Annotated in this window: 24 protein-coding genes; 4 read left to right on the top strand and 20 right to left on the bottom strand. The window is 66.6% G+C overall.

What is annotated here, in order from left to right; all coding sequences use genetic code 11:
• Nucleotides 1–2: 2 nt before the first annotated feature.
• Nucleotides 3–3,440 (bottom strand): error-prone DNA polymerase, encoded by a 3,438-nt coding sequence (locus tag ACQPXM_RS41370; RefSeq protein ID WP_432951249.1) that lies wholly within the window; start codon nt 3,438–3,440, stop codon nt 3–5.
• 100 nt (nt 3,441–3,540) lie between these two features.
• Between ACQPXM_RS41370 and ACQPXM_RS41365 the strand changes: the two genes are divergently transcribed.
• The 3 genes from ACQPXM_RS41365 to ACQPXM_RS41355 all read left to right on the top strand — a co-directional run bounded on the left by ACQPXM_RS41365 (nt 3,541) and on the right by ACQPXM_RS41355 (nt 5,443).
• Nucleotides 3,541–3,879, top strand: a complete 339-nt coding sequence (locus ACQPXM_RS41365) for a hypothetical protein (RefSeq protein ID WP_432951247.1) — start codon at nt 3,541–3,543, stop codon at nt 3,877–3,879.
• Nucleotides 3,880–4,044: 165 nt separating this feature from the next.
• Nucleotides 4,045–4,182: a hypothetical protein gene (locus ACQPXM_RS41360; protein WP_432951245.1), complete on the top strand. Its 138-nt coding sequence runs from the start codon at nt 4,045–4,047 to the stop codon at nt 4,180–4,182.
• A gap of 259 nt (nt 4,183–4,441) precedes the next feature.
• A complete protein-coding gene (locus ACQPXM_RS41355; RefSeq protein WP_432951243.1) occupies nt 4,442–5,443 on the top strand; it encodes an ATP-dependent DNA ligase in 1,002 nt (333 codons plus the stop codon).
• A 27-nt stretch (nt 5,444–5,470) separates the two neighbouring features.
• Here ACQPXM_RS41355 and ACQPXM_RS41350 read toward each other — a convergent pair whose 3' ends face one another.
• The 9 genes from ACQPXM_RS41350 to ACQPXM_RS41310 form a co-directional block, all read right to left on the bottom strand.
• The gene (locus ACQPXM_RS41350; RefSeq protein ID WP_344222348.1) at nt 5,471–5,770 is read right to left on the bottom strand and encodes a hypothetical protein; all 300 of its coding nucleotides are present in this window, start codon (nt 5,768–5,770) and stop codon (nt 5,471–5,473) included.
• Nucleotides 5,767–6,069: a hypothetical protein gene (locus ACQPXM_RS41345; protein WP_432951373.1), complete on the bottom strand. Its 303-nt coding sequence runs from the start codon at nt 6,067–6,069 to the stop codon at nt 5,767–5,769. The genes ACQPXM_RS41350 and ACQPXM_RS41345 overlap by 4 nt, the downstream gene beginning before the upstream one ends.
• Nucleotides 6,066–6,356 carry a hypothetical protein gene (locus ACQPXM_RS41340; RefSeq protein ID WP_432951371.1) on the bottom strand — a complete coding sequence of 97 codons (291 nt, stop codon included), beginning with the start codon at nt 6,354–6,356 and terminating at the stop codon, nt 6,066–6,068. Before ACQPXM_RS41340 ends, ACQPXM_RS41345 begins: the two co-directional genes overlap by 4 nt.
• 226 nt (nt 6,357–6,582) lie before the next feature.
• Nucleotides 6,583–6,936, bottom strand: coding sequence for a hypothetical protein (locus ACQPXM_RS41335; RefSeq protein WP_432951369.1), 354 nt, complete (start codon nt 6,934–6,936; stop codon nt 6,583–6,585).
• A gap of 56 nt (nt 6,937–6,992) precedes the next feature.
• A complete protein-coding gene (locus ACQPXM_RS41330) occupies nt 6,993–7,895 on the bottom strand; it encodes a hypothetical protein (protein ID WP_432951367.1) in 903 nt (300 codons plus the stop codon).
• 574 nt (nt 7,896–8,469) lie between these two features.
• Nucleotides 8,470–9,687: a DUF932 domain-containing protein gene (locus ACQPXM_RS41325; RefSeq protein ID WP_344222259.1), complete on the bottom strand. Its 1,218-nt coding sequence runs from the start codon at nt 9,685–9,687 to the stop codon at nt 8,470–8,472.
• A gap of 414 nt (nt 9,688–10,101) precedes the next feature.
• Nucleotides 10,102–10,785, bottom strand: coding sequence for a recombinase family protein (locus ACQPXM_RS41320; protein ID WP_344222260.1), 684 nt, complete (start codon nt 10,783–10,785; stop codon nt 10,102–10,104).
• A gap of 174 nt (nt 10,786–10,959) precedes the next feature.
• Complete coding sequence (locus tag ACQPXM_RS41315) at nt 10,960–12,027, bottom strand: hypothetical protein (RefSeq protein ID WP_432951364.1); 1,068 nt, start codon at nt 12,025–12,027, stop codon at nt 10,960–10,962.
• A gap of 53 nt (nt 12,028–12,080) precedes the next feature.
• Entirely contained in the window at nt 12,081–12,344 is a 264-nt protein-coding gene (locus tag ACQPXM_RS41310; RefSeq protein WP_432951362.1) for a helix-turn-helix domain-containing protein, read from the bottom strand.
• Between the two features lie 277 nt (nt 12,345–12,621).
• Between ACQPXM_RS41310 and ACQPXM_RS41305 the strand changes: the two genes are divergently transcribed.
• Nucleotides 12,622–13,176 carry a hypothetical protein gene (locus ACQPXM_RS41305; protein WP_432951360.1) on the top strand — a complete coding sequence of 185 codons (555 nt, stop codon included), beginning with the start codon at nt 12,622–12,624 and terminating at the stop codon, nt 13,174–13,176.
• Between the two features lie 193 nt (nt 13,177–13,369).
• Here ACQPXM_RS41305 and ACQPXM_RS41300 read toward each other — a convergent pair whose 3' ends face one another.
• From ACQPXM_RS41300 to ACQPXM_RS41255, 10 genes are all read right to left on the bottom strand, one after another.
• Entirely contained in the window at nt 13,370–14,305 is a 936-nt protein-coding gene (locus tag ACQPXM_RS41300) for a nuclease-related domain-containing protein (RefSeq protein WP_432951358.1), read from the bottom strand.
• A gap of 19 nt (nt 14,306–14,324) precedes the next feature.
• Nucleotides 14,325–15,017, bottom strand: a complete 693-nt coding sequence (locus tag ACQPXM_RS41295) for a hypothetical protein (protein WP_432951356.1) — start codon at nt 15,015–15,017, stop codon at nt 14,325–14,327.
• A 317-nt stretch (nt 15,018–15,334) separates the two neighbouring features.
• Nucleotides 15,335–16,027 (bottom strand): DUF3800 domain-containing protein, encoded by a 693-nt coding sequence (locus ACQPXM_RS41290; RefSeq protein WP_432951354.1) that lies wholly within the window; start codon nt 16,025–16,027, stop codon nt 15,335–15,337.
• On the bottom strand, nt 16,024–16,899 hold the full coding sequence (locus ACQPXM_RS41285; RefSeq protein WP_432951352.1) for a hypothetical protein: 876 nt from the start codon (nt 16,897–16,899) through the stop codon (nt 16,024–16,026). Before ACQPXM_RS41285 ends, ACQPXM_RS41290 begins: the two co-directional genes overlap by 4 nt.
• Nucleotides 16,900–18,110: 1,211 nt before the next feature.
• Nucleotides 18,111–18,617, bottom strand: a complete 507-nt coding sequence (locus ACQPXM_RS41280; protein ID WP_432951350.1) for a hypothetical protein — start codon at nt 18,615–18,617, stop codon at nt 18,111–18,113.
• Nucleotides 18,618–18,774: 157 nt separating this feature from the next.
• A complete protein-coding gene (locus ACQPXM_RS41275) occupies nt 18,775–19,215 on the bottom strand; it encodes a hypothetical protein (RefSeq protein WP_432951348.1) in 441 nt (146 codons plus the stop codon).
• Between the two features lie 163 nt (nt 19,216–19,378).
• Entirely contained in the window at nt 19,379–19,606 is a 228-nt protein-coding gene (locus tag ACQPXM_RS41270) for a hypothetical protein (protein ID WP_432951346.1), read from the bottom strand.
• Nucleotides 19,607–19,954: 348 nt separating this feature from the next.
• On the bottom strand, nt 19,955–20,251 hold the full coding sequence (locus ACQPXM_RS41265) for a hypothetical protein (RefSeq protein WP_432951345.1): 297 nt from the start codon (nt 20,249–20,251) through the stop codon (nt 19,955–19,957).
• A 19-nt stretch (nt 20,252–20,270) separates the two neighbouring features.
• Nucleotides 20,271–20,630: a hypothetical protein gene (locus ACQPXM_RS41260; RefSeq protein WP_432951343.1), complete on the bottom strand. Its 360-nt coding sequence runs from the start codon at nt 20,628–20,630 to the stop codon at nt 20,271–20,273.
• The gene (locus tag ACQPXM_RS41255; protein WP_432951341.1) at nt 20,630–21,013 is read right to left on the bottom strand and encodes a hypothetical protein; all 384 of its coding nucleotides are present in this window, start codon (nt 21,011–21,013) and stop codon (nt 20,630–20,632) included. Before ACQPXM_RS41255 ends, ACQPXM_RS41260 begins: the two co-directional genes overlap by 1 nt.
• Between the last annotated feature and the right edge of the window lie 114 nt (nt 21,014–21,127).

Raw genomic sequence — 21,127 nt, 5'->3', positions numbered from 1 at the left:
TATCAGCGGAAGTCTCTCGAGGTCGTGCGTGCTGCGAGTGGTAGACGTTCCAGTCGTTCGGCGACCAGGTTGGTGACGCCGTTGGCTCGTTCGAGCCGGCCACGGACGATCAGCGCGGCCGAGTCGCGAGCGACAGTCCGGTGCCGTTTCCAGCAGCCGGGGGAGACGATCACGTTGATGAAGCCGGTTTCGTCTTCGAGGTTGATGAAGGTGACGCCGGAGGCGGTCGCGGGCCGTTGGCGGTGGGTAACGACTCCCGCGGCTCGTACGTGGCTGTTGGGTGTGGCCGTGCGCAGTTGCTTCGCGGACAGGATCCCGTCGGCGGCGAGCTGTTCGCGGACGTGCTGCATCGGGTGCTGGGCGGTGGTGATGCCGGTCGACGACAGGTCGGCCATGGTGAGCTCGACCTCGCTCATCCCCGGCAGGGTTGGTGGTGGCCCGACGACGGTGACGCCGGCGAACCGTTCGGGGCGTTCTTCGGCGGCGCGGCCGGCTTCCCACAGGGCTTGGCGCCGATCGAGTCCGAAGCAGTCGAACACGCCTGCGGTGGCGAGCGATTCGACCTGGGGTGTGGTGAGGCCGGTACGCCGGACCAGGTCCGCCATGTCGGCGTAAGGACCGTGGATCTCGCGCTGTTCGACGATCTTCTCGGCGTCCTGGTCCCCGATGGTCTTGATGCCGGCCAGGCCGAGCCGCACCGCGAACTGACCGTCGCGGCGATGCTGAGCACAGGTGTCGAGCGCCTCGGGGTCGAACGGCCCGATGGGCGGCTGCACAGTGGCCAGGCAGGAGTCCATCCCGGTCGGTACTGCGGGCTGGCCGTCCACCAGGTCCTCGAGCTCGGCGTTCACTCCGGACAGCTGCAGGTCCGGGCGCCGTACCTCGACACCGTGCCGTTTCGCGTCCGCGACCAGTGACTGCGGCGAGTAGAACCCCATCGGCTGCGCGCGCAGCAGCGCGGCCAGGAACGCGGCCGGGTAATGCAGCCGGAACCACGTCGAGGCGTAGACGAGCAGGGCGAAGCTGATCGAGTGGGATTCGGCGAACCCGAAGTTCGCGAACGCCTCGATCTTGGCGTAGATCGCGTCTGCGGTCTCGCCGGTGATGCCGTTGGCCTCCATGCCGGCGTACAGCTTGGTCTTGAGCGAGGAGATCTTCTCCACGCCGCGCTTCGATCCCATCGCGCGGCGGAGCAGGTCGGCCTCGTCGCCGTCGATCCCGCCGACCGCCATCGCCATTTGCATCAGCTGTTCCTGGAACAGCGGCACGCCCTTGGTTCGCTCAAGCACCGGCTCCAGTAGGGGATGCGGGTAGGTGACGGCCTCTTGGCCGGTCATCCGCCGCACGAACGGGTGCACCGCGCCGCCCTGGATCGGGCCGGGCCGGATGAGCGCGATCTCGCACGCCAGGTCGTAGAACCGCCGCGGCCGCAACCGAGGCAGCGTCGCCATCTGAGCACGCGACTCGACCTGGAACACCCCGACGGAGTCGGCGCGGCAGAGCTGGTCGTAAACGCCTTGCTCCTCCTTGGGGATGGTGTGCAGCTCCCACGCCTCGCCGAGCTGCTGCTCGACGGTGTCGATCGTGTACTGGAGCGCGGCGAGCATCCCCAGGCCGAGCATGTCGAACTTGACCAAGCCCATGTAGGCGCAGTCGTCCTTGTCCCACTGCAGCACGGTGCGTTTCTCTTTGCGGGCGTGCTCGATCGGCACCACCTCGCCCACCGGACGTTCGGTCAGCACCATCCCACCGGAGTGGATCCCGAGGTGGCGCGGGAACTTGAGCAGCTCGCCGGCCAGGGCAACGACCGGGGAGGGGATGTCGTGGTCGGTCGACGTGATCTCCGGCGACCACCCGTCGACCTGCTTGGACCAGGCGTCTTGCTGGCCTTGCGAGTAGCCGAGCGCCTTGGCCATGTCCCGCACAGCGGACTTGGGCCGGTAGGAGATCACGTTGGCGACCTGGGCGGCGTTGCGGCGACCGTACTTGTCGTAGACGTACTGGATCACTTCTTCACGCCGATCAGAGTCGAAGTCGACGTCGATATCGGGTTCCTCGGTGCGGGTCGCGGCCAGGAACCGCTCGAACGGCAACCCGTACAAGATGCTGTCGACGGCGGTGATGCCCAGACAGAACACGACCGCGGAGTTCGCGGCCGAGCCGCGGCCCTGGCACAAGATCCTGCGCTCGCGTGCCCACCGGACGAAGTCCTCGACGATCAGGAAGTAGCCGGGGAAGTCGCGTTCGGCGATGACGTCGAGTTCACGTTCCAGGCGCCGGTAGGCGTCCGGGCGCTGCTCGCGGGTGCCGTACCGCTCCAGGGCGCCTTCGAAGGTGAGGTGCCGCAGCCACGACATCTGGTCGTGCCCGTCCGGTACGTCGATCTTCGGCAGGTTCGGCTTCGCGGCGCGCAGGTTGAACGCCAGCTGGTCGGCCAGCTCGACCGAGCGGGCGACCGCGCCGGGGAAATTGCGGAACAGCTGCGCCATCTCGTCGCCGTCGCGCAGGAAACCGGTGCCGGCGGCCGGGAGCCAACCGTCCATCTCGTCCAGGCTCCGCCGGGCCCGTACTGCGGCGACCGCGGCGGCGAGCTTGTGGCCGCGCGGCTGCGTGTAGTGCACGTTGCCGGTCGCAACGGTCGCCAGACCGGCCTGCTGGGCGAGCTCCGCCAGAGCGCGGTTCTGGGTGGAGCAGGTCGGCATCTGCCGGTCGATCAGCTCGACCACGACCCGGTCCTTGCCGAACAGCGCGGTCAGTTTGTCGAGCTCGCGCCGGGCCGCGTCGACGCCGGCTGTGATCGACGGGGCGCTGGTGAGGGCTTGGCGGACGGCGCCTTTGCGGCAGCCGGTCAGGATCAGCCAGTGGTCGCGGCCGTGGGCGGCCAGGTCCTCGAGGTCGTAGACCGGGCGGCCCTTCTCGCCGCCGGCCAGGTGGGCTTCGGTGATCGCTCCGGACAGCCGGTGGTAGCCCTCCTTGCGCTCGGCCAGCACCAGCAGATGGGTGCCTTCGGGATCCGGCACGCCGTTCTGCGGACCCGACAGGCCGATCGACAGCTCCGCGCCGTAGACGGTGGTCAGGTCGTAGGTCGCGGCGGTCTCGGCGAACCGCGCGGCCCCGTAGAACCCGTCGTGATCGGTCAGCGCCAGGGCGTGCAGGCCGAGCTGGACCGCCTCCTCGACCAGGTGCTCCGGAGACGACGAGCCGTCCAGGAAGCTGAAATGCGAGTGGGCGTGCAGCTCGGCGTACGGGGTGACCGGTCCGGCCGGACGTGTCGGGCGGGCCTCGGCCGGTGGAACGTACGGGCCGCGATTCTGACTCCAGGCCGGGGAGTCCCCGCCATTTGCCTCCGGAGGCCGACCTCCGTGGGAGTCCGGCCGGGACCGGTCGGACAGCCGCCGCTCCAGCTCCGACCAGGAGATCGGCGGATTCTGGTAACCCACCGCGCCACCTCCAAGACACTCCGTACGGTCGCCCTTTGACAGGGGCTCCTAGCTACTCGGCCAGTAGAGCACATGTTCGAATACATGGCATTCTGTGGTCATGGTGGGACGATTCAATGTGCGACCAGGAACCGGAGAGGCTGACTGGTCGATCTGGGACAACGCTGCGAACGGCCTGAGAGGCTCAGGTCTGCACGAGGCCGAAGCGCATCGCCAGGCCGCCGAGCTCGAGCTGCAGTACGACGCGCACGGCTATCGGCCGACCGAGACCTACCAGAAGGTGGACCCTCCCAAGCCCGTCCAGGCGTGGCAGCCCGCGGGAGTGCTGGTCGCGTGGGTCCGCGAAGGCGGTGAATGGCTCGGCCAGGTCCGCGATGACCACGGGCGATATCACTGGGTGCCCGGCGACGAGCTGCGGGAGGCGAAGGACAACCCCTAACCGTTGTGTGACCGGGTGGTTGCAGTGGGCAAGGTTCGCAGGCGATGCGTGGCAGCAGGCCAGGCATCTCGGCGGATGTCGGTTTCGCCACGATCGGCGAATTGTGGAAACGGTTCAGGGCCCTCACCCGATGATCCGGCAGGGGAGGGGATCGGGTTCATGGGGATGGGTGACACCGCGCAGCGCCTGGTGCTGCTGCTGAAGCTGTTGGAGCGCTGCCCTAGTTCAGGTGAGCTTGCCGACGACGCAGTACTGGATGCCTGGTTCGGACAACGCTCGCCAGTCTTCGGCCGAGACCGCTGAGTCCCGTGTCGCATCACGTTTGTTGCTGTGTCGTCCAAATCAGGCGGCAGGTCGGCTTCGAGTGACTGCCGAGCCGAGACAGCTGGCAAAGGTCGGGCGCATTCTGAGGTCATGACCTGGCAGTGCGGGAAGTGCGACGGGCTGAACGTTCCCGCGCACCACCGCTTCTGCCCAAGGCGCCCGAAGACCGACCGCGTGAAGCGGGTGGTCATGATCGTCTGGCCGCCATTCGGCCGCCGGGCAACGAGTCGGGGCAGCGATGGCACCGGCTCGCCGAACTGAGCCGGGGCCCCGGCTACCGGAAGGCCTTGGCGGACCGGTCGACGTCGAGCTGGTCCGATCGGTCGCCGTCCTTCCTGGCCCGTCTGCGCTCCCGGGCGGCAGCCGGTACGAGCCGAAGTGGGACGGCTTTAGAGCAATATTGATTCGGCAGGGAGATACTGCGCGGATCTGGTCCCGCCAGGGCAAGGAACTGACCCACCGGTTTCCCGGCATCGTCGCCTCCGCGCTGCTGCAGCTGCCGACCGGAGTCGTGTTGGACGGCGAAGTTGTTGCCTTCGTCAACGGGAAGCTGGACTTCCAGGCGCTGCTGCGCGGCCGGGTGGGCTCGCCGCCGGCCTTGTTCATGGCCTTCGACCTGCTGGCGCTAGGCGGCGTCGACCTCCGTACTCAACGGTGGTCGGTCCGCCGTACCCGCCTCGACGGACTGGCATCGACCTGGTCGCCTCCTCTTCAGCTCTCGCCAGTGACCAGCGACGTCGACGAAGCCAAAGAGTGGTTCGACGTACTGCCCGCGGCGCTCGGCGTGGAAGGCTTGGTGGTCAAAGGCGCAGCATCCCGGTACGTCGGAGGTCGCCGCGAGTGGCTGCGAGTGAAACATCGCGAATCGGTGGAGGCGATCGCCGGCGCTGTCACCGGCTCGCTCGACCGCCCGGACTCCCTGATCGTCGGCCGCTACCGCGGTAAGACGCTGGAGATTGTCGGGCGGACCGTGAAGCTGCGAGACGATCAAGCGGCCGACCTCAGCAAGGTACTGAGGCCGGCCGGGGCACGGCATCCATGGCCCGACGAGATCTCGACCCAATGGCACGCCAGCAAGAGGACTCCGATCATCAAGGTTCGGCCCGGCGTAGTGGTCGAAGTCTCCGCCGACGCAGCCCAGGCCGACGGCCACTACCGGCACCCACTGCGCCTGGTACGCGTGCGACCCGACCTCAGTCCAGACGATGTTCCGAACCTTGCCACGCCCGCCACCGGATGATCTCGCGGTCGCGGTTTCGCTGGTCGCTCATGGCTCCTCCCGGGTGATCGACTCCAGCAGGGTCAGCGGGATGCAGTGCGCACGATCCTGCCCGGTCCGGCGGACCACGAGGTGATCTCCGGCCGCGCCGATGGTGGTGGCCAGGTCGATCAGCACGAACTGCTCGAGGTACGGGCCGAGGACGGTTCGCCACCGGATCCACACCATGGGGCTGTGGGATGCCTTGACCTGCTGGACCAGCTGGTCGACGTCGTTGAATCGCTGCTCGGGTGGCCGGCGGCGCAGTGGCGGTCGCTGGCGCTCGGCCAGCGTGAGTGTGTTGGTCATGCTGGCGCCACCCCGCCTCGTGCCTCGAGTTCGGCTTGGCGGGCTTCCTCGCTCCGCTTTCCGTTGACGTAGACCGCGATCAACTGACCGTTGGCCCAACAGCCGACCTCTGAGCGGGTCTCCTTGCTCCAGCACTTGCCGTACCAGAGGACTGCGTTCTCATCCGCCACGCGCGGGTCGCGGTTCCGCCGCTCGTAGCGGATGCCCGCTCGGCGAACGACACAGTGTGCCGTGGCGGCGATCGCCTCTTGGGCGGCCACCTCTCCGAATAGGTCGAGCTGGATGTGCGCGGGGTTCATCGGATCTCGCGGACGGTGAGTTTGAACAGCCGGGTGGGCACCCAGTGCGAGTCGGTGTCGCCGATGCGGGCAACCAGCACGAGATTGTTGCCGTCGCCGATCTCGACGTCGTAGAAGACGTCGTCAACGCGGCTTCCACCGGACTGGATCATCGCGGCCACGTCGCGTGTCACCTGCCATGCGGTGACCTCGGCGAGATCGACTTTCTCGGGGTTCGGTCCGGGCGCGGTGGTCTCCGAAGGGACCATGGGCGGTTCGGCCTGTGCCGCAGCTTCCGTCAGTTCCATGTCCTTTTCCTCTACTTCCTATTGATCTGGTCTGTGTCTAATGCCGGGTTGGTTTCCGACCCGGCCGGCCACCGCGCGCAGCTCGGACCTGAGGGGCTTGATGCCCCGAAGATTCGATACCGCGCGGTCGAGGGGGCTCGATGCCCCTCTCGGCCGCGGTACCGGCCCGCGAACGGGAGGACCGGGACACTTCGGATGTCCTGGCCCTCCCTCCCGGGTTCCGGGGTCAGGCGGGCATGAGCGCTTCGAGCCAGCCGGGCACTGTCACTTCCCATGTGCAGTTGCGGCAGGCGAATCCGGATCGCTGGAAGCTGACGCCCTTCTCGATCAGGGTCTCGATGTCGTCGGTCTCGATGTCCCAGATCAGTTCGTTCCACTGCATGCCCGTGGCGAGCTCGCAGATCTCGTTCTCTGCGAGGCACTCGGGCCTGGGGCACACCAGCAGTACCTGGTCCGGATCTTCAACCAGCATGACCAGCACTTCGCCTGGCGCTGGTCGGTCGGCCGCCCTCCGCTCGACCAGTTCGGTGAGTGCCTCGCGCAGCACCCAGGCGGGGAACTGGCGGGGGTTCTTCACCATCTGGTCGAGGGTGGATGCCCTGAGCATCGACTTTCGGAGTTCGGCGCGGTCCCGGGTCACGTGCTGCTCTCTTCACGCGCAGCGAGATCCCGGGTCAGCGCCTCGATATGGGGGGACAGGCGCAGCGACGTCCGGTTGGGAGAGTCTGCGGTCGCCGGGTGCCACGTCTGCTCCGGTGACACCCAGTAGACGGCCGGGGTGAGCGGGCCCTGACCGGTTGCGTGGGATCTTGCTGCGAGGTTCAGGAGGTGTCCCAGGGCCGAGATGACGGACAGGTCCTCAACGACGTGAAGCATCAGGACATCTCGGGTCGGCAGAGCCGCGAGTACGCCGTACTGCGGGGCCTCGACGTTCAGAGAGTCGCGAAGGACGGTATCCAGCACGAGCGCTTTGGAAGCGGCGAACGATGTACCCGTGACGAAGGTGATCCCTACGCCGTGGATCTCCTCGTGCTCGACCTGAGCGGAGAGTTTCTGCAGGTTGGCCAGACCGAAGCTGTCGGCGGCTGACCATGTGAGACCGAGGTCAGCCGGGTCCAGGTACATCGTCACCGTGCCGTCGTTGATCGTCGCGGGAACTGCCACCAGCCCAGGCAGGAAGTCGGGTCGGTCGGCGGTCCAGTCGGCGGGGAGGGCGTCCCTCGGTACGAGGCGCTGGATCAGCTCGTTAACCGGGTCGGCGGGCGGCGCAGGCGGACCTTGACGCAGTTGCCGAGCGAGGCAGCCGAAGTGCTCCTCGATCAGCCGGGGCCATTCGCTCCTGTCGTGCTGGGCCACTGTCCGGGCCAGATTGCTGAGGCCCAGGACAGCGCCAGAGCTGTCGGTCGACACGAGCGCGACACCTCTGTCATAGGCCACGGTGAATCCGTGGGTGATTGCTGCGGCAAGGCTGAGCTTCACCAGCACGGTGGATTGATCGCGCGACAGCGGGGCGATCCGGGCAACTTCGGCCGAGTACATAGATGCGAGCTCCATTCCGCCAGCCGGGGCCGTCAGCCTTCGGCCGACCGTTGTTCGCCCCCTCCTGGCGACGGAACTTCGGACCCGTAAGCGACTGAGCCACAACCGCCGCGATGTGCGTGGGCGCAGCGCAGTGGAGAACACGCGCAGCGCCGGGTACGTCGGCGGTTGTGGAGCAGGCGTGTCGGGTCAGAATGGAGTGCCAGGAGGGGGAGAACAAACGCTGTTCACAGCGCCGACGAAGTCGGCTCCTTCACCGGCCGCAGGCCGGCCGGGATCATGTCTGTAAGGGAGAGCGGCCCGCCGTCGTCAGCCCAGCGCTGAATCTCCGATCGGGCCACGGATCTACAACCCCACGTGCACCTACCAGCTGACGTGACCACCACGCGGCAGCTCGGAGCTGAGGGGCTCAATGCCCCGAAGATCCGAAACCGCGCGGTCGAGAGGGCTCGATGCCCCTCTCGGCCGCGGTACCGCCGCGCGATCTCGCCTCAGCGAACGGATCGGCGGTGGTTGGTCGACGGCGTACCGCAAGGGCCGGGGACACTTCGGATGCCCCGGCCCTCGTGGCTACCTACTTCGCGGCGGCTGCTGCCAGCTGCATCGCTTCGACTCCCTGCGACTCGACCTCGGCGGCGACGTCGGCGTTGGTGATCGTCTGCGCGTACGACGTCACGGCCTGCATCACACCGCCGGCGGTGGTCTGCCCACCCTTGATGAAGTGATCGAGGATGCCCTCGATCTGCTCCTCCGAGAAGGCGAGCTTCTTCCCGACCGCCCGTACGACCTTGTCCGCTCCGCTGACCGGAGCGCCGGCGGTGACCTCCAGGCGCGCGATGGTCCGGTTGACGTAGTCGACGTTGAGGAAGGTGCGAACCGCGTCGCGCGCCTTGATCCGCATCAGCTCAATCTCCTTCTCTCGGGCCTCGTCGGACCAGTCGATGACTCCCTCCGCCATCCGGCTGCCAAGGTGGATGGCCTTCACGACATCCATGTTGATCGTCATCCCGTTGTCGCAGACCTGAACAACGAGCTGCGGAGTGATCGTCGAGGCACCGGCGCCCACCTCGCTGTTGGACACCAGGATCCCTGCGAAGACAGTCGGGTTCTCATCACCGGTTTTCCCGGTGAACGGGCTGCGGTAGTCCTTCAGGAGCTGAGGCGCGTAGGCCTGGATGCCCTCGGCCTGGATCCGCACATACATGCGGGACTCGGTCAGGTCGCAGCCACGAACCTCGATCGGCACGCCTGCTTCCTTGATGCCGTCGAGGGTTGCGAAGAGAGCATCGAGGTTGTCGAACCGCTTGTACTTGTCCGAAAGCAGCGCTCGGCCCAGACCAGGGCCTTCCTCACCTCGGAATGTCCGCATAAAGAACGACCTGTCATCGCCCGGCACCGCCTCACGGATCAGCTCGGCCCGGCCATCGCGCTGCCGAACCTTCGCCTTGCGCCCATGCAACCAGCCGTTCACGTTGGCATCGAACAGATCCGGGCGGGTCCGGTGCATACGCTTCAGGTAACCGACCGGCACGTCGAGCTTGCTGGCCAAACCGGACAGGAAGGTGTGGGTCGGCCGGTACTCGCCGTCGATCTGGGTCACACCGTCTTCAGACAGCTTCGCTTCAACGCCCTTGACGACGATCACGCCCTCCTCGGCGCGGATGGTTGCCGCCGGAGCGACAAAGTCCGCCTTCTGCACCTGCTGACGCTGCAGCATCGCCGTAAGAGTCTTCAGATCCTGGTTGCGCAGGGTGGTCTCGTCAGCGCTGGGGGCGGTCTGCTCGATAGTCATGGATTGCAAGCTCCGATCTGCCAGCAGCGGGGCCGTCAGCCTTCGGCCGACCGTTGTTCGCCCCCTCCTGGCGACGGAACTTCGGACCTGTAAGCGACTGCGGAACAGCCTCCAGCTGCGCGCGTGGGCGGAGCGCAGCGAAGAACACGCGCCTGGGCAGCTGGAGGTTGTGGAGCAGGCGTGTCGGGTCAGAATGGAGTGCCAGGAGGGGGAGAACAAACGCTGTTCACAGCGCCGACGAAGTCGGCTCCTTCACCGGCCGCAGGCCGGCCGGGATCATGTCCGTAAGCTGCCGCCGACCAGCCGACCCGAACCCCCCGCAGATGAAGAGTTACTTGCTGTACTGCTGACGCAGAGATCGAGCAGCCACCAGAGGGTCGTCGGCCGGGTTACCGCCGGCCGTGCCCGTCGACCTCACCGGTCACCGCCAGCGGTGACCGCGGGGTGACCGGCGCGAAGCTCGCGCAGGTCCGGAATGTGGTTGTAGAGGGTGCCGGGGCTGACGCCGAGCAGTTTCGCGATTGAGGTGATCGAGTGGGCAGGGTTGGGCAGCAGGTCGCGGGCAGCGGCGATGATGTCGGCGTTGACCACCGTCGGCCGACCGCCGACGCGGCCGCGGGCCCGGGCGGCGGCAAGGCCTTCATGGGTGCCGGCCACGATCAGCTCGCGGATGAACTCTGCGAGCGCGGCGAAGACATGGAAAATCAGCCGGCCGCCGGGGGTGGTGGTGTCGAGGTTCTCGTGCAGCGAGGTGAACCCGACGCCACGGCTTCGCAGGTCGGCCACGGTGGTGATGAGTTCCTGCAGCGACCGCGAGAGCCGGTCGAGCGCCGGTACGACGAGGGTGTCGCCGGGCTGCATGAACTCCAGCGCGGCGGCCAGCTCGGGGCGGTCGGCGTCGCGCCCGGACTTCTTCTCGGCGAAGATCCGCCGACATCCGGCTGCGGTCAGGGCGTCGAGCTGTCGCTCGAGCTTCTGCCCACCGGTGGACACTCGGGCGTAGCCGATTCGGATCTCGGTCAGGACGACCGGCTCGGCGACCAGAAGCTCACCGCGCTGATCGAGCCGGTCGGGTACGGGGCCGGGTCGCTTCGACATGCCTCGATGTTGTCAGAAAACGGTGGTGGGTCAGTTATTGAACACACCTGTTTTTTGAAGGGGTTTTTGAAGGACCAGGCGGGTTCACCGCGACCTGGTGCTCCAGGTCTTCAATAAACGAAGGTTTTTTGAAGACACACCGCTCTGCCCCGGCCTATCCGGCGCGGGCAGCCTTCAGGCCTTCTCGGCCGAGACGTTGATGTTCACCGACATGTAGGGGTGTAAGCCAGCCGGCAGCACGCAGGTTGTCGCCACGCCATCGACGACAGTCCACACCGTGATTCCAGGCAGTGCCTCCGGGCTGAGCTGAGTCGATGCCCACGGGTTGAGGAACAGGTGGAGGCCTTCGGCAAAGTTCTCTCGCACTCCGCTGTCGCGCGGCTGCCGGACCACTTCATAACCGAACTCCCGCGGCCGCGTACTCGCCGGGTCGGGGTCAAAGCAGATGCCAATGCGGACGACGGTCACGCCGGGAACCCCGTAACCATGTTCGATCCCGATCCGGTTGAACTTGCCGGTCCCGTGAGCATTGCTGAAGAGGACGCCAGCAAGGTTCTCCAAGCCATCTTGCGTGAACAGGGCACTTGGGATCCGCCTACCACCGAATTCGTGATCCTCAATCTTCTCGAGCACCACCCGTGCAGGTGCCCCTGGCACCTTCTCTAGGACGTCGCGCTGACCGTAGAGGTACTCGGCGACCAGGCTCATCGGATGCCAGTGAGCGTGGTCATTGTGGAACGCGCCAACAGCGATCACGAAGGGAACACCCCGTACATGTGCCTGGTCCCAGTAGTGCTGGCCCCCGATGAGGTGCTGCATCTTCTTCCGGATCGCCTTCCCGATCTGATGCACAAATTCCCGGTCTGCAGTCTCCAGATCGGCCGGGACGGACGAGTACTCAGTCAGTGGCGTTGACGGCGTACCTTGCCGGGGATTCGTCGTCGTAACCTCGATCGCCACGGGCTGCTTTCCACGCACGACGAAGTCGGGAGCCGGATGTTCTCGATCGAGTTCGCGGCCGAACTCGCGCAGGTAGGCGAAGAGCGCCAGCTCGTACACCCGGGCGGAGAATCCGCCGGTCTGAAACTCACGCACGAAGTTGCCGTCGACATCGCGGAACTCCGCGAACACGAGATCCATGAATGAGCGCGCGGCGGCCAGAGCGTCGCCGTCGACCAGGCGCTGAAAGAGCACGTGTGTCTTCTCGGGCGGTACTTGCAGATCGAACAGACTGGCGGACATCCGACGATGATGCACGCGATCGGCGCTGTCCGACTACCCGCCGCTGCTGGATGTCAGCCGTCCGGGTGCCGCCTGCTCCCGGGCACGATCGGCGCGCCACGCGACCGTAGCGGTACGCCGGCTGCGTCCAAGACGTTCTTGATCTCGCGCCAGGACCTGTCGGTGAGTTCGCCGAGCTCTCGCAGCGACAGGCCGTCGCCGTACTTCGCGACCACGAAATCCGTCAGCTCGGCCGTACGTCCTGGTGAAAGCCATTGACCAGCTGTGCCCTTGAACTGGGGGAGCGGATCACGCCGCGGTCTGGCCGGATAGGGCATCTCACCATCATCGATGACTACCCCGGCCCGAGGGCCGGAAGAGCTTGTTCGAGCGGCTTCGCCGCGCTGTAACCGGCGCCTCCGGCGCCGGGTGGTGCCCGGGTACTACACCGCCACTCGACCTCAAGGGTGCTCCGCATCGCCTTCGGCGACGGCCGCAAGCGTCCGCCCTTGACCCCGAGCCTCCGGCGGCGCAGTACCCCGGCAGTTGCCGGCAGGCACACAACGCCTGCCGACCCCTAACGGCCACCACCAAACCCCGCCGGAGGTACTCGTCATGATCAAGCGCCGCGCGATCACCACCATGGTGCTGGAAGCCCAGAGCGCTGGAGCAACCCACCTGTTCGTTGCCAAAGACCAGCTCGACCCCGAGCGGCTGTACGGGATCCGGGTCATGCCCGGTGAGAACCTTCGAGAGGTTCACGATCACAGCGACGACTGGCTGGTGGAGTGCTACGTGCTCAACGACGACACGATCCCGGTGCACCTGCAGCTGGCCGAGTCCCGGGCCTGGCACATGGGGCCGCAAGATCCTGCTGCAGCTGAGCCGGCCGGCCCGGTGTCCCCCGAGCTCGTCGCCCTCCAGGACGTCGTCGCTGACTACCAGGAGGTCCGGGCGCTCACCTTCTCTCCGGCTAACCAGCCGCCGCGCTACGACCGCTTCGAGGCTGCTCGGCGCCGGCTGGTCGAGGCTGCGCGGACGGCGTACGACGAGGGTGTGCTGACCGCGTTCCAGATCCGCCGTACGACCGGGCTGAGCCGAGCTCAGGTCGCCGTGGGTCGCCGGGGTGGCCCGGAGCTGGCGCCGGGCCGTGCGCAGGATGCCCGGTAACGGCGTACTGGGGGAGTGCGGTGGCCGCGGTTGTGCGCTGCAATGGACTCATGAGCGAACCTGCAGAGGAGTCCGCGGCCGCCGAGCACGTCCTGAGTGACGATCCCGCGCTCGACGATGCGATCTGGGAGACGCTGCAAAGCGACATCGGCTCCGAAGACTAGTAGCCGGTCGCAACAGCACGCGCCCTGCGTCAGCTGGGCTGCCAGGTGGTGCTGCGCCGGGCCAGCTCGTACAGCTCGTCGACGTCGGTGCGACTGAGGGCGCGGCGCCGGAACAGCAGCCACACCAGCAGATGCGACTTCGGCATGATCTCTACCCCGGCGCTCCGGGAGCCCCGAACGCTCTTTGCGCCCACGATCACCACAGCCGACAGGACGGTTACCGGGCGGCCGGCGGCAGCCGTGAGCAGCTTCGCGGCCCGGTTCGCCTCGTACTGGGCGGCCTGCCCGTACCTCTTCGCGGCCCCGCCGACGAAGACAACCTCGGGCTTCGCCCGGACCTTCTGGCCGGGGTGGTGCTTGGTGTTGATGGTGACTACGCCCGCGGGTCCGATCAGGACGTGGTCGATGTCCGATCCGCGAGCACCGACCGGTACGGCGTGCAGGACCCTCCACCCGCGCAGCCGGGCCCACTGGAGTGTCCGGGCAACGATCTGCTCGCCCTCGGCGCCGATGCGCCACGCCTGGTCCTCGGTCCGCATGCCCATGGCTCGGCCGAGACTGCGCCACCAGGTCGAGCGTTCCTGGGCCGCGGCGTAGGCCGCGCTGCCGGGCCGGTTCTTCGCCAGGTCAGTGCCGGCGTTGGATCGCGGTCGCTGCGACTTGATGCTTAGAGCAACCGCTGGCTGTTGGTCGGCGTCGCGTGATCGGTCGATGCGGTCCAGGAACTCTTGGGTCGTGTTCTCGTCGCCGCGCTTGCGGGGCTTCAGCTTGACCCGCAGATGTCCCAGACCGTTGCTTGCCAGCCACTGCTGCACCATCCCCTCGATGGGGGAGGGCCAGCCTGCTGGGTTGGTCGCCTTCGCCCGGCCGGTTTTCAGGTCGATCCAGCCGATCTCGCTGGAGCCCGCGTTCACGTAGAGCCGGTCGTGGCCGTAGCCCTGCCAGCGGTTCAGGTTGTACGTCATTGCTTCTCCTGCCGACCGATCATCCGGCGAGCTGGGTGTAGCCCATCAGGGTCCGATCGCCACTCAGTGCCGGTTCCAGCTGAGTGGGATCAGTGATCTCATGCGGGTCGATCGCATGGGTCATCAGCACCACCGCGCCGCCCTCGGCCACGACCAGGTTTCGGGCCTCGTCGTTCAAGTTCACGTCGAACGGGCCCATCAGCCCGTTCCGGAAGCCGATGACCAGCTGGTTCCCGCGCAGCTCGACGACTGCTCCTGGTACCGGGGTCGACGTGAGCGGCGGGGGAGCGAACCCGGCGTCGACGAAGGCTCGATTGGGTTTGACTGCCCACTGCCCGAGGGCGGAGCGAGCCAGGTAGATCATCTCCAGGCCGGGGTTGACCAGGACGAAGGGCTTGCGACCTTCTTCGCCGTTGTCGCCGTAGGCGACTGGGAGGAGCACGCACAAGGTGTGATGCGAGACCGTTTCGCCGGCTGCCGCTCGGATCTGGTCAGTCTCGTTCCAGGCCGACTGTCGGCACTCGTGATGGTGGAGCGTCGCGCTGGCGAAGATGCTGAAGTCGTCGACGCTCAGCGCCGGCCTGCGGCCGGGCAACGGCTGGTTGCAAGTCTGGCAGTCGATGAGCCACAGGCTGTCGAGGACCTGGTCGAGGCTCGGTCCGAGCTTGTCGCGTACTGCGGCTGACACCACGACGTTTTCCCGTACCGTCACGTTAGTCCCTCCCTGTAATCGTTCCAGGTCGAACCGTAGCCGCCGGCGGGGACAGTCCGCGGCGGCGGGAGCCCGGGGTGCCAGACCTGCGACGGCCTACTCGTCTCAGCGCTAGGCCGAGGGGTCGACCTTGTCGTCACCGACCCTCTAGCCCAGGTCAGCTAGCTTCCCAGGGTCTGAGAATCCGCCGTTTGAGCGGGTGTAATGGCGGCCTCGTTGAATCTACTACGGGTGTTGCTTTCGACCTACATTGTTCGAGCGGACCTGCCCCACATACGTGGATAAGCAGGTCCAGCTTTTTTGTCCGGCCGATCCGCTCAGAGTGCCAGCGGTCCGCCGTTGACGTCGATGGGCTTGAGCCACTGGTCGTACCAGTTCCACGCGAACGACTTCGAGGGGTGTCGCCACAGCGACTGGTACGTCGTCCACGCGACCAGGTCGGCCATCTGGACCATCTGGGACAGGTGCGATCCCTGGAACAGCGGGTCCTCGATCACCCGGCGGTCGGCCAGCTTCAGCGCGCGGTGAGCCGCGGCGTACGTCGTGTCGCTGCCGTCGCCGTCCATCAGGATCCAGCCGAGTTCGCCGTCCGCGGCAAGCCGCTTTTCGACGTACATCACGAACTCGGCGTACATCTGCGCCTTCTCCAGGTGGAAGGCTTTCCCCCTGGCGGTGGTCTGGCGGTAGACGGTGCCGACCCGCAGATCCGGGCACGCGCCGATCGCCGCCAGCGAGCGCTTGACGACCCTGGTCCGCGACGCCTTGGACGCGTTGACGGCGTTGTCGGTCGACGGGCGTCCGCGGCCGGCGATGAAGTCGACGGTGTGCAACTCCTGGGCGGGCGGGATCTTGAAGCGGGTGTAGATGTCCTTCCGGAAGTCGATCCAGTGGCGCAGGCAGGTGCGCCAGCTGTCGGGGGTCATCTCGATCCAGGAGTAGACGACGTAGCCGGTCTGTTCGGCACCGGAGTCGTCGACGTAGAACATGCGGAACGGGGTGTTGGCGGTCACTGCGTGGCCTTCCTGCGTCGTGAGGCCGCGCTACCGCGTCGGCGGGTGGACATACTGGGTCGCTTGGACTTGCTGGGTGGTGTGGCTGCCGGCACCTTGTGCCGGGGGGAGAACGGGGGGAGCAGGTGGTACTCGTTGACCTTGGCGAGCCCGGTGGGGCTGAGCGGCGCCTTGACGAGCTTGGTCTCTTTGAGCAGCAGGTTCGCGTCGACGAGCTCGGCGAAGCCGCGCTCCGTGGTGTCAGCGGACCAGCCGTACCACTGGGGTGAGTGCTCGGCGGGCAGCCGGAAGCCCGGCTTCTCGTGGAGCGCAACCAGCAGCATCGCGATGCCGGGGAGCTCGAGCTCTTCGTGCCAGCCTTCGGTCCAGTAGTCGTTACTCAGTACTAGGAAGCGATCGTTGTTCCCGGCGCCCGGCCGGGTGTAGGGCTCACCCGATCCGTCCTCGCGGAGCAGCTCGACCTGGACCTGGCGCTCGCGGCCGCGGCGCGATCGGGTGATGAGCTTGCGGTTCTCCAGCCGGGTCAGCACCTTTGAGGCCGCAGCGGTGGCCGACGCCCCAGTGGTGGTGAGGTCGGTGTCGAACGCTCGCGCCCACACGGCCAGGGGGAGCCGGGTACTCCATCCACCGGCACCTTGTCCCGAGCTGTTGATCGCGAGGAGGAGAAGGTAGGCGTTGAGCGCGCGCTTGTCTCTGTGGCTGACGAAGCTGCTCAGCACCGACGCCCGCTTCGGCGATCCGGCCGGCAGCTGAACGAACTCGCGGCGGATGGGGGCAATGTTTCGCTTCGACCGCTCGAGCAGGGCAGCACGGGTCTCGGCGCCGGTGGCTGGTGCCACGGCCTCCGCGTCAGTGTCTACCTGCTGGGTCATACCGTCATGGTCTCACCCGACAGCTCCCCGAGCGAGCCAGATCCGCAACTCATACCCGCCGCAGCGGACCGGGCTGGGTACCGGACTAGCGGGTGACATGCAAATGTCGATGCAAGCTCATGTCGATAGCCGATGTCATACCCCTGTGATGCCTAGTGCCAGATTCCACCACAGCGTGGCGATCAACGCACCAGGGAAACCGTGCTGGCGCGCGGGGGGTCCAGCTGGAGACCGATTTGCTCCGCGCGGCAGCCTGCAGGGCACCGGCGCCGGAAAACCCGGTTTCGGTGTCTCGTACTACCGAACGCCACTTGGCGGCAGTTCGCGGCCGGACTTGAAGTCCGGGCGGTCGCGTACGCCGGCCACCGGCGCCGGGAAACCCGTCTTCGGTGTGACCTGCGGAAACACCCGCGGCCGCAGTGCCCGAGCCGGCCGGACTTCAGACCGCCCGCTGCGCCGATAACAATGCTTATGTCAGCTACTAAACTCCGGATGCTCCTTACAGTCGACCATAGCGCGGTTCGATCTGCAGAGTCCTCCAAGCTGTAACAGGTCGCCGTAGGCCCCGGCAGGTCCTCGATCGGCGGCACGCGAGCTGAGTGGCCGCGCAGTTTTCCCGAGCGAATTGCAGCAGATGTCGGACTGATATCGCCCCCCGAAAGTGGGGTCGAAGTTGGGCGCGAATCACGCCGCGAATGTTGATATCAATACCGAGCTGCAACGCTAAGCGGGTGTACGGTTCATCATGTCGGTGCGAGGATAGATGCACCGCAGAACGGGTGAGACCCGCCAGCCGTTGGTCCGGCTGACGGGCCTCCAGACGGCTTAGCAGCCGCCGTGGTCGAGATACCGAAGTACCGCGATGAGGGCCGGCACGAGCTGAGCAGAGGCAGCGAACCATACGCTCAGCTTGTGTCGGTTCTTGCGTTCCGGAGGTTGACCGAGGTCGTCCAACGGATCTCCTTCCACTAGGTGCCCCTGGGTTGAGGGCACTGGACACGCTGCTCAACCGGTATGAGCAACGAGTCCACGTGAATGGAGTAGGGCTGAGCCTAATCGCGACCCCCACGTCAACGAGCTGAATCCTGCTCGACGCGCCGTAGGGATATGGAAAAGCCTCAATGCCCAAGGAAACCGCCCGGCTGTGACAATTTGCAAGAACGGCCTGATCCCGCGCGTGTCTCGGCGATCCACCGCCGCCCAGGCGGTGCTCAGTTGGGATGGAGCAGGCCGCGGTTGTTCTCCCAGAGGTTGTCGAGATACCCGCCCGCGGGACACCCGCTGAACCGTTCCGAGGGACGTACGGTGTTGGCACCGCAGATGTCGAAGTGCGCGACGTGGCACCGATCGGGGCGAGACTGCGGAGGCCACTTGCTCGCCTTGTTCTGTGGCAGCAGCCGCCAGCGCCGCCACTTGGGCACACCATCGGCCACTCGTTGCTCCGCGTCTAGAGCGATTTCTGAGCCGTGGTTGATGGTGGCCCAGATGACTGGCTGGGCACACTGCTCGCACAGCGCCTGCCCGAGTCGCGTGTGGTCCGTGCTCGGCGGCTGGTAGCCGGCGTCGAGCCGCTGGACTGAATTGGCGGAGTCGACTGCTGTTCGGAGGACATTCTGCGCACAGAAGGCACACACGGCGATCGACTGACCTAGCACTTCGTGCTCGCTGACCTCGCGCGTGCCGTCGCAGAACATGCACCGGGGTTTGGCTTCGACCATGTCAGCGCCCCCTCGGCCGAGTACGGCGGTCAGGCTCTGCAGGCGGCCGCTCGAACGGCTTCTCGGTGCGCTTCTCCTCGCGGCCTGGGTACGGCAGAGGAGGCCTGTCCGGCGTTGGCGGCGCGGTTTTCGGTGTTGGTTCGTCAGGCATCGCAGTTCATCCCCAAAGGCTGCAGAGCAGGAAGACGATCTCGAGCGCCAGGAGGCAGATCCCGAGCTGGAAGGCCCCCAGGAGCTGATCGACGACTTGCCGATTCTTGTCGTAGTCGGATTCGAGGTACTCGGCCATCTGCCGGCGACCTTCGGCGTCGGGTGTATTGGCATCGGCCCAGCCCAGGATGACCTTCGGTTTATAGGTGAATCGGATGGTGCGCGGCCAGCTGACGAACAGCGTCACCAGCACCAGGCTGATGATGCAGGCCGCCGTTGCGTATCGCGCCCAGCTTGGGGCGGAACTGCTTCTGCCGGCGCCGGCTGCAGCGACGACCGAGGCCGTGACCGTCGCGATACCTAGCAACGCGATCGTTCGGTCACGCACGGATTTGAGATCCTCGCGCTGCTGGTCGATCGCGCGGCGGGCTTCCTCGAGCGCCAGCACGATCAGAGCATCCGACGGTGTGGGCGCAGTCGGCTGCGACGGCAGATGTCTGCTGCGCCTACCGATCACGACGGAGCCGTCCGCACTCAGATGGCATCACAGGACGAGTGTGCCACCGGGGCACCGACAAACTGCGCTCATCAGTACTCGGCCAAGCCAGCACTCACCCGCCGAGCTCGAAGATCCCGCTCTGGTACAGGTGGGCCGCGACTGCAGCGACTCCGCCGGCACCAGTCCCAGTACTGAGAACAAATTTAAGAACTCGGTAGGCCGAGTCTCGTCGCTGGGCATCGTCACCGAAGATTGCCACGCAGCCGGCCATTGTGCTCAGCACCAGCACGAAAGCCGCGTACGCCATCAAGAGGATGGCGACCATCGCCCCCTGTCCCATGGACAGCTCCTTCCCGACTCAGCTGGTCGGGGTGGGGGCCAATCGCAGGCCTCAGCTCGACCAGCGCATGCTGGTTGAACTGAGGTCCGCCTCCCGGTGTGGCCGGATCTCAAGGGGGTGCGCCGACCCAAGCGTTTGCGCGTCCCACTCCTCATTTACTCGACAATCGAGTCACAGCCCACACCGGGGAAGACTGCCTCTTTCGCGGCAGCATTCGCACACCACCGCGGTCTGAGACCAGTATGCACGGGTCGGCGTAACCCCGACACGCCGTCGGCGCTCGCAGCTTTGGTCCGGATCTGCATTGGGGCTGGTCGAAGGTCGGGAATGGGTTCCGACCCGGTCCGGTCAGGCCTCGCGGATCTGGAGGGCGTCGTTGCGCGCCTGGACCTGTCGAGCCAGCGCGGCCGCGGGCCGCAGGGAGTCGAGGACTTTGTCCCGGTACGTCGGTTCGCGGTCGAATTCATCCGCGAGCTCGCCGAACAGCAAGCTCAGTGAGGCGGCGTCACCACTGCAGACACCACCGCACGCTGCCAGCAGCTCGGCTTGTCCTTCGTCGTCGTACGTCACGGCTTCGATGAGGTCCAGGTCGAAGTGCTGCTCCAGCAGCAGGGGAACGGCCTCGGTCATGTCGGGGTCGAGCACGCTCGAGTTCCTCCGGGGATCAGTAGTCTTCGGCCTCGATCGGCCAACTGGGGTAGCGCTCCTGCAGCGCGGCCCGGACCGTGGCGAGATCCTCGGCCGCGTTCGGGGGCGCGAACATCCATCGCGTCCAGCGGGTACCTCGTGGGTGGTTCCCGACCGGCCGCTGGCCGGATGCCACTCCGCCGGCTGTCTCGATCTTGTGTGCGCGGCAGACGTCGTCGACGAAGTCGAGGAGTGCGGCGCGGTCGGTTTCCTGGTCGTCGGCCAGGTCGTGCAGCACGGTTAGTCGGCGAAGGCCTGCGGCGGCGTGCTCGGCCTCGGTGATGACGAGTTCCTCAGCGAGCTGGCGTACAAGGCGATCTCGGTCGGCGTCGCTCATCAGCCGGCTGCTGGTGGGTTGCTGTCGCGGTCAGCGGTGAGCGGTCCGTACTCCTCGAGCAGGTTTGGCCACACGCGGATGCTTTCGATGTCGTCTGAGCTGTCGGCGTTCCTTGCGCGGTCGCGGTCACACATGCGGTAGCAGCCTTCGCCGGCGGCGGGTTGTTGCTCCCAGACGTCGCCGTCGAGATCGGTCACTTGCGCAGGTGGAGGGTCGGGCAGGGCATCGCCTGGTCCGTAGGTGCGTCGCTGTGGTGAGCGTTCGTTGCGTACGACGGCCACGAGTTGCCGGGACACTCGACCGGCTGCTGGAGTGTCCAGGCCGGCGGAGCGAAGCGGGTCCATCATCAGCGCCCACAGCCGTGAGTCGTTGAGCCTGGTCATCGGTCCCTCCGGGGCAAGTCGCGTCTAAGACAGAGTCGGGTGGGTTCGCCCCGAAGCTACGTGAGAGGTGGCCGTTCAGCGCGGCAGGCCCCGCCTACCCGCTTCTGCCGTACG

The sequence above is a fragment of the Kribbella sp. CA-253562 genome (genome assembly GCF_050942265.1).
Taxonomy (GTDB): Bacteria; Actinomycetota; Actinomycetes; order Propionibacteriales; family Kribbellaceae; genus Kribbella.
This window is presented reverse-complemented; position numbering and strand designations above follow the sequence as displayed.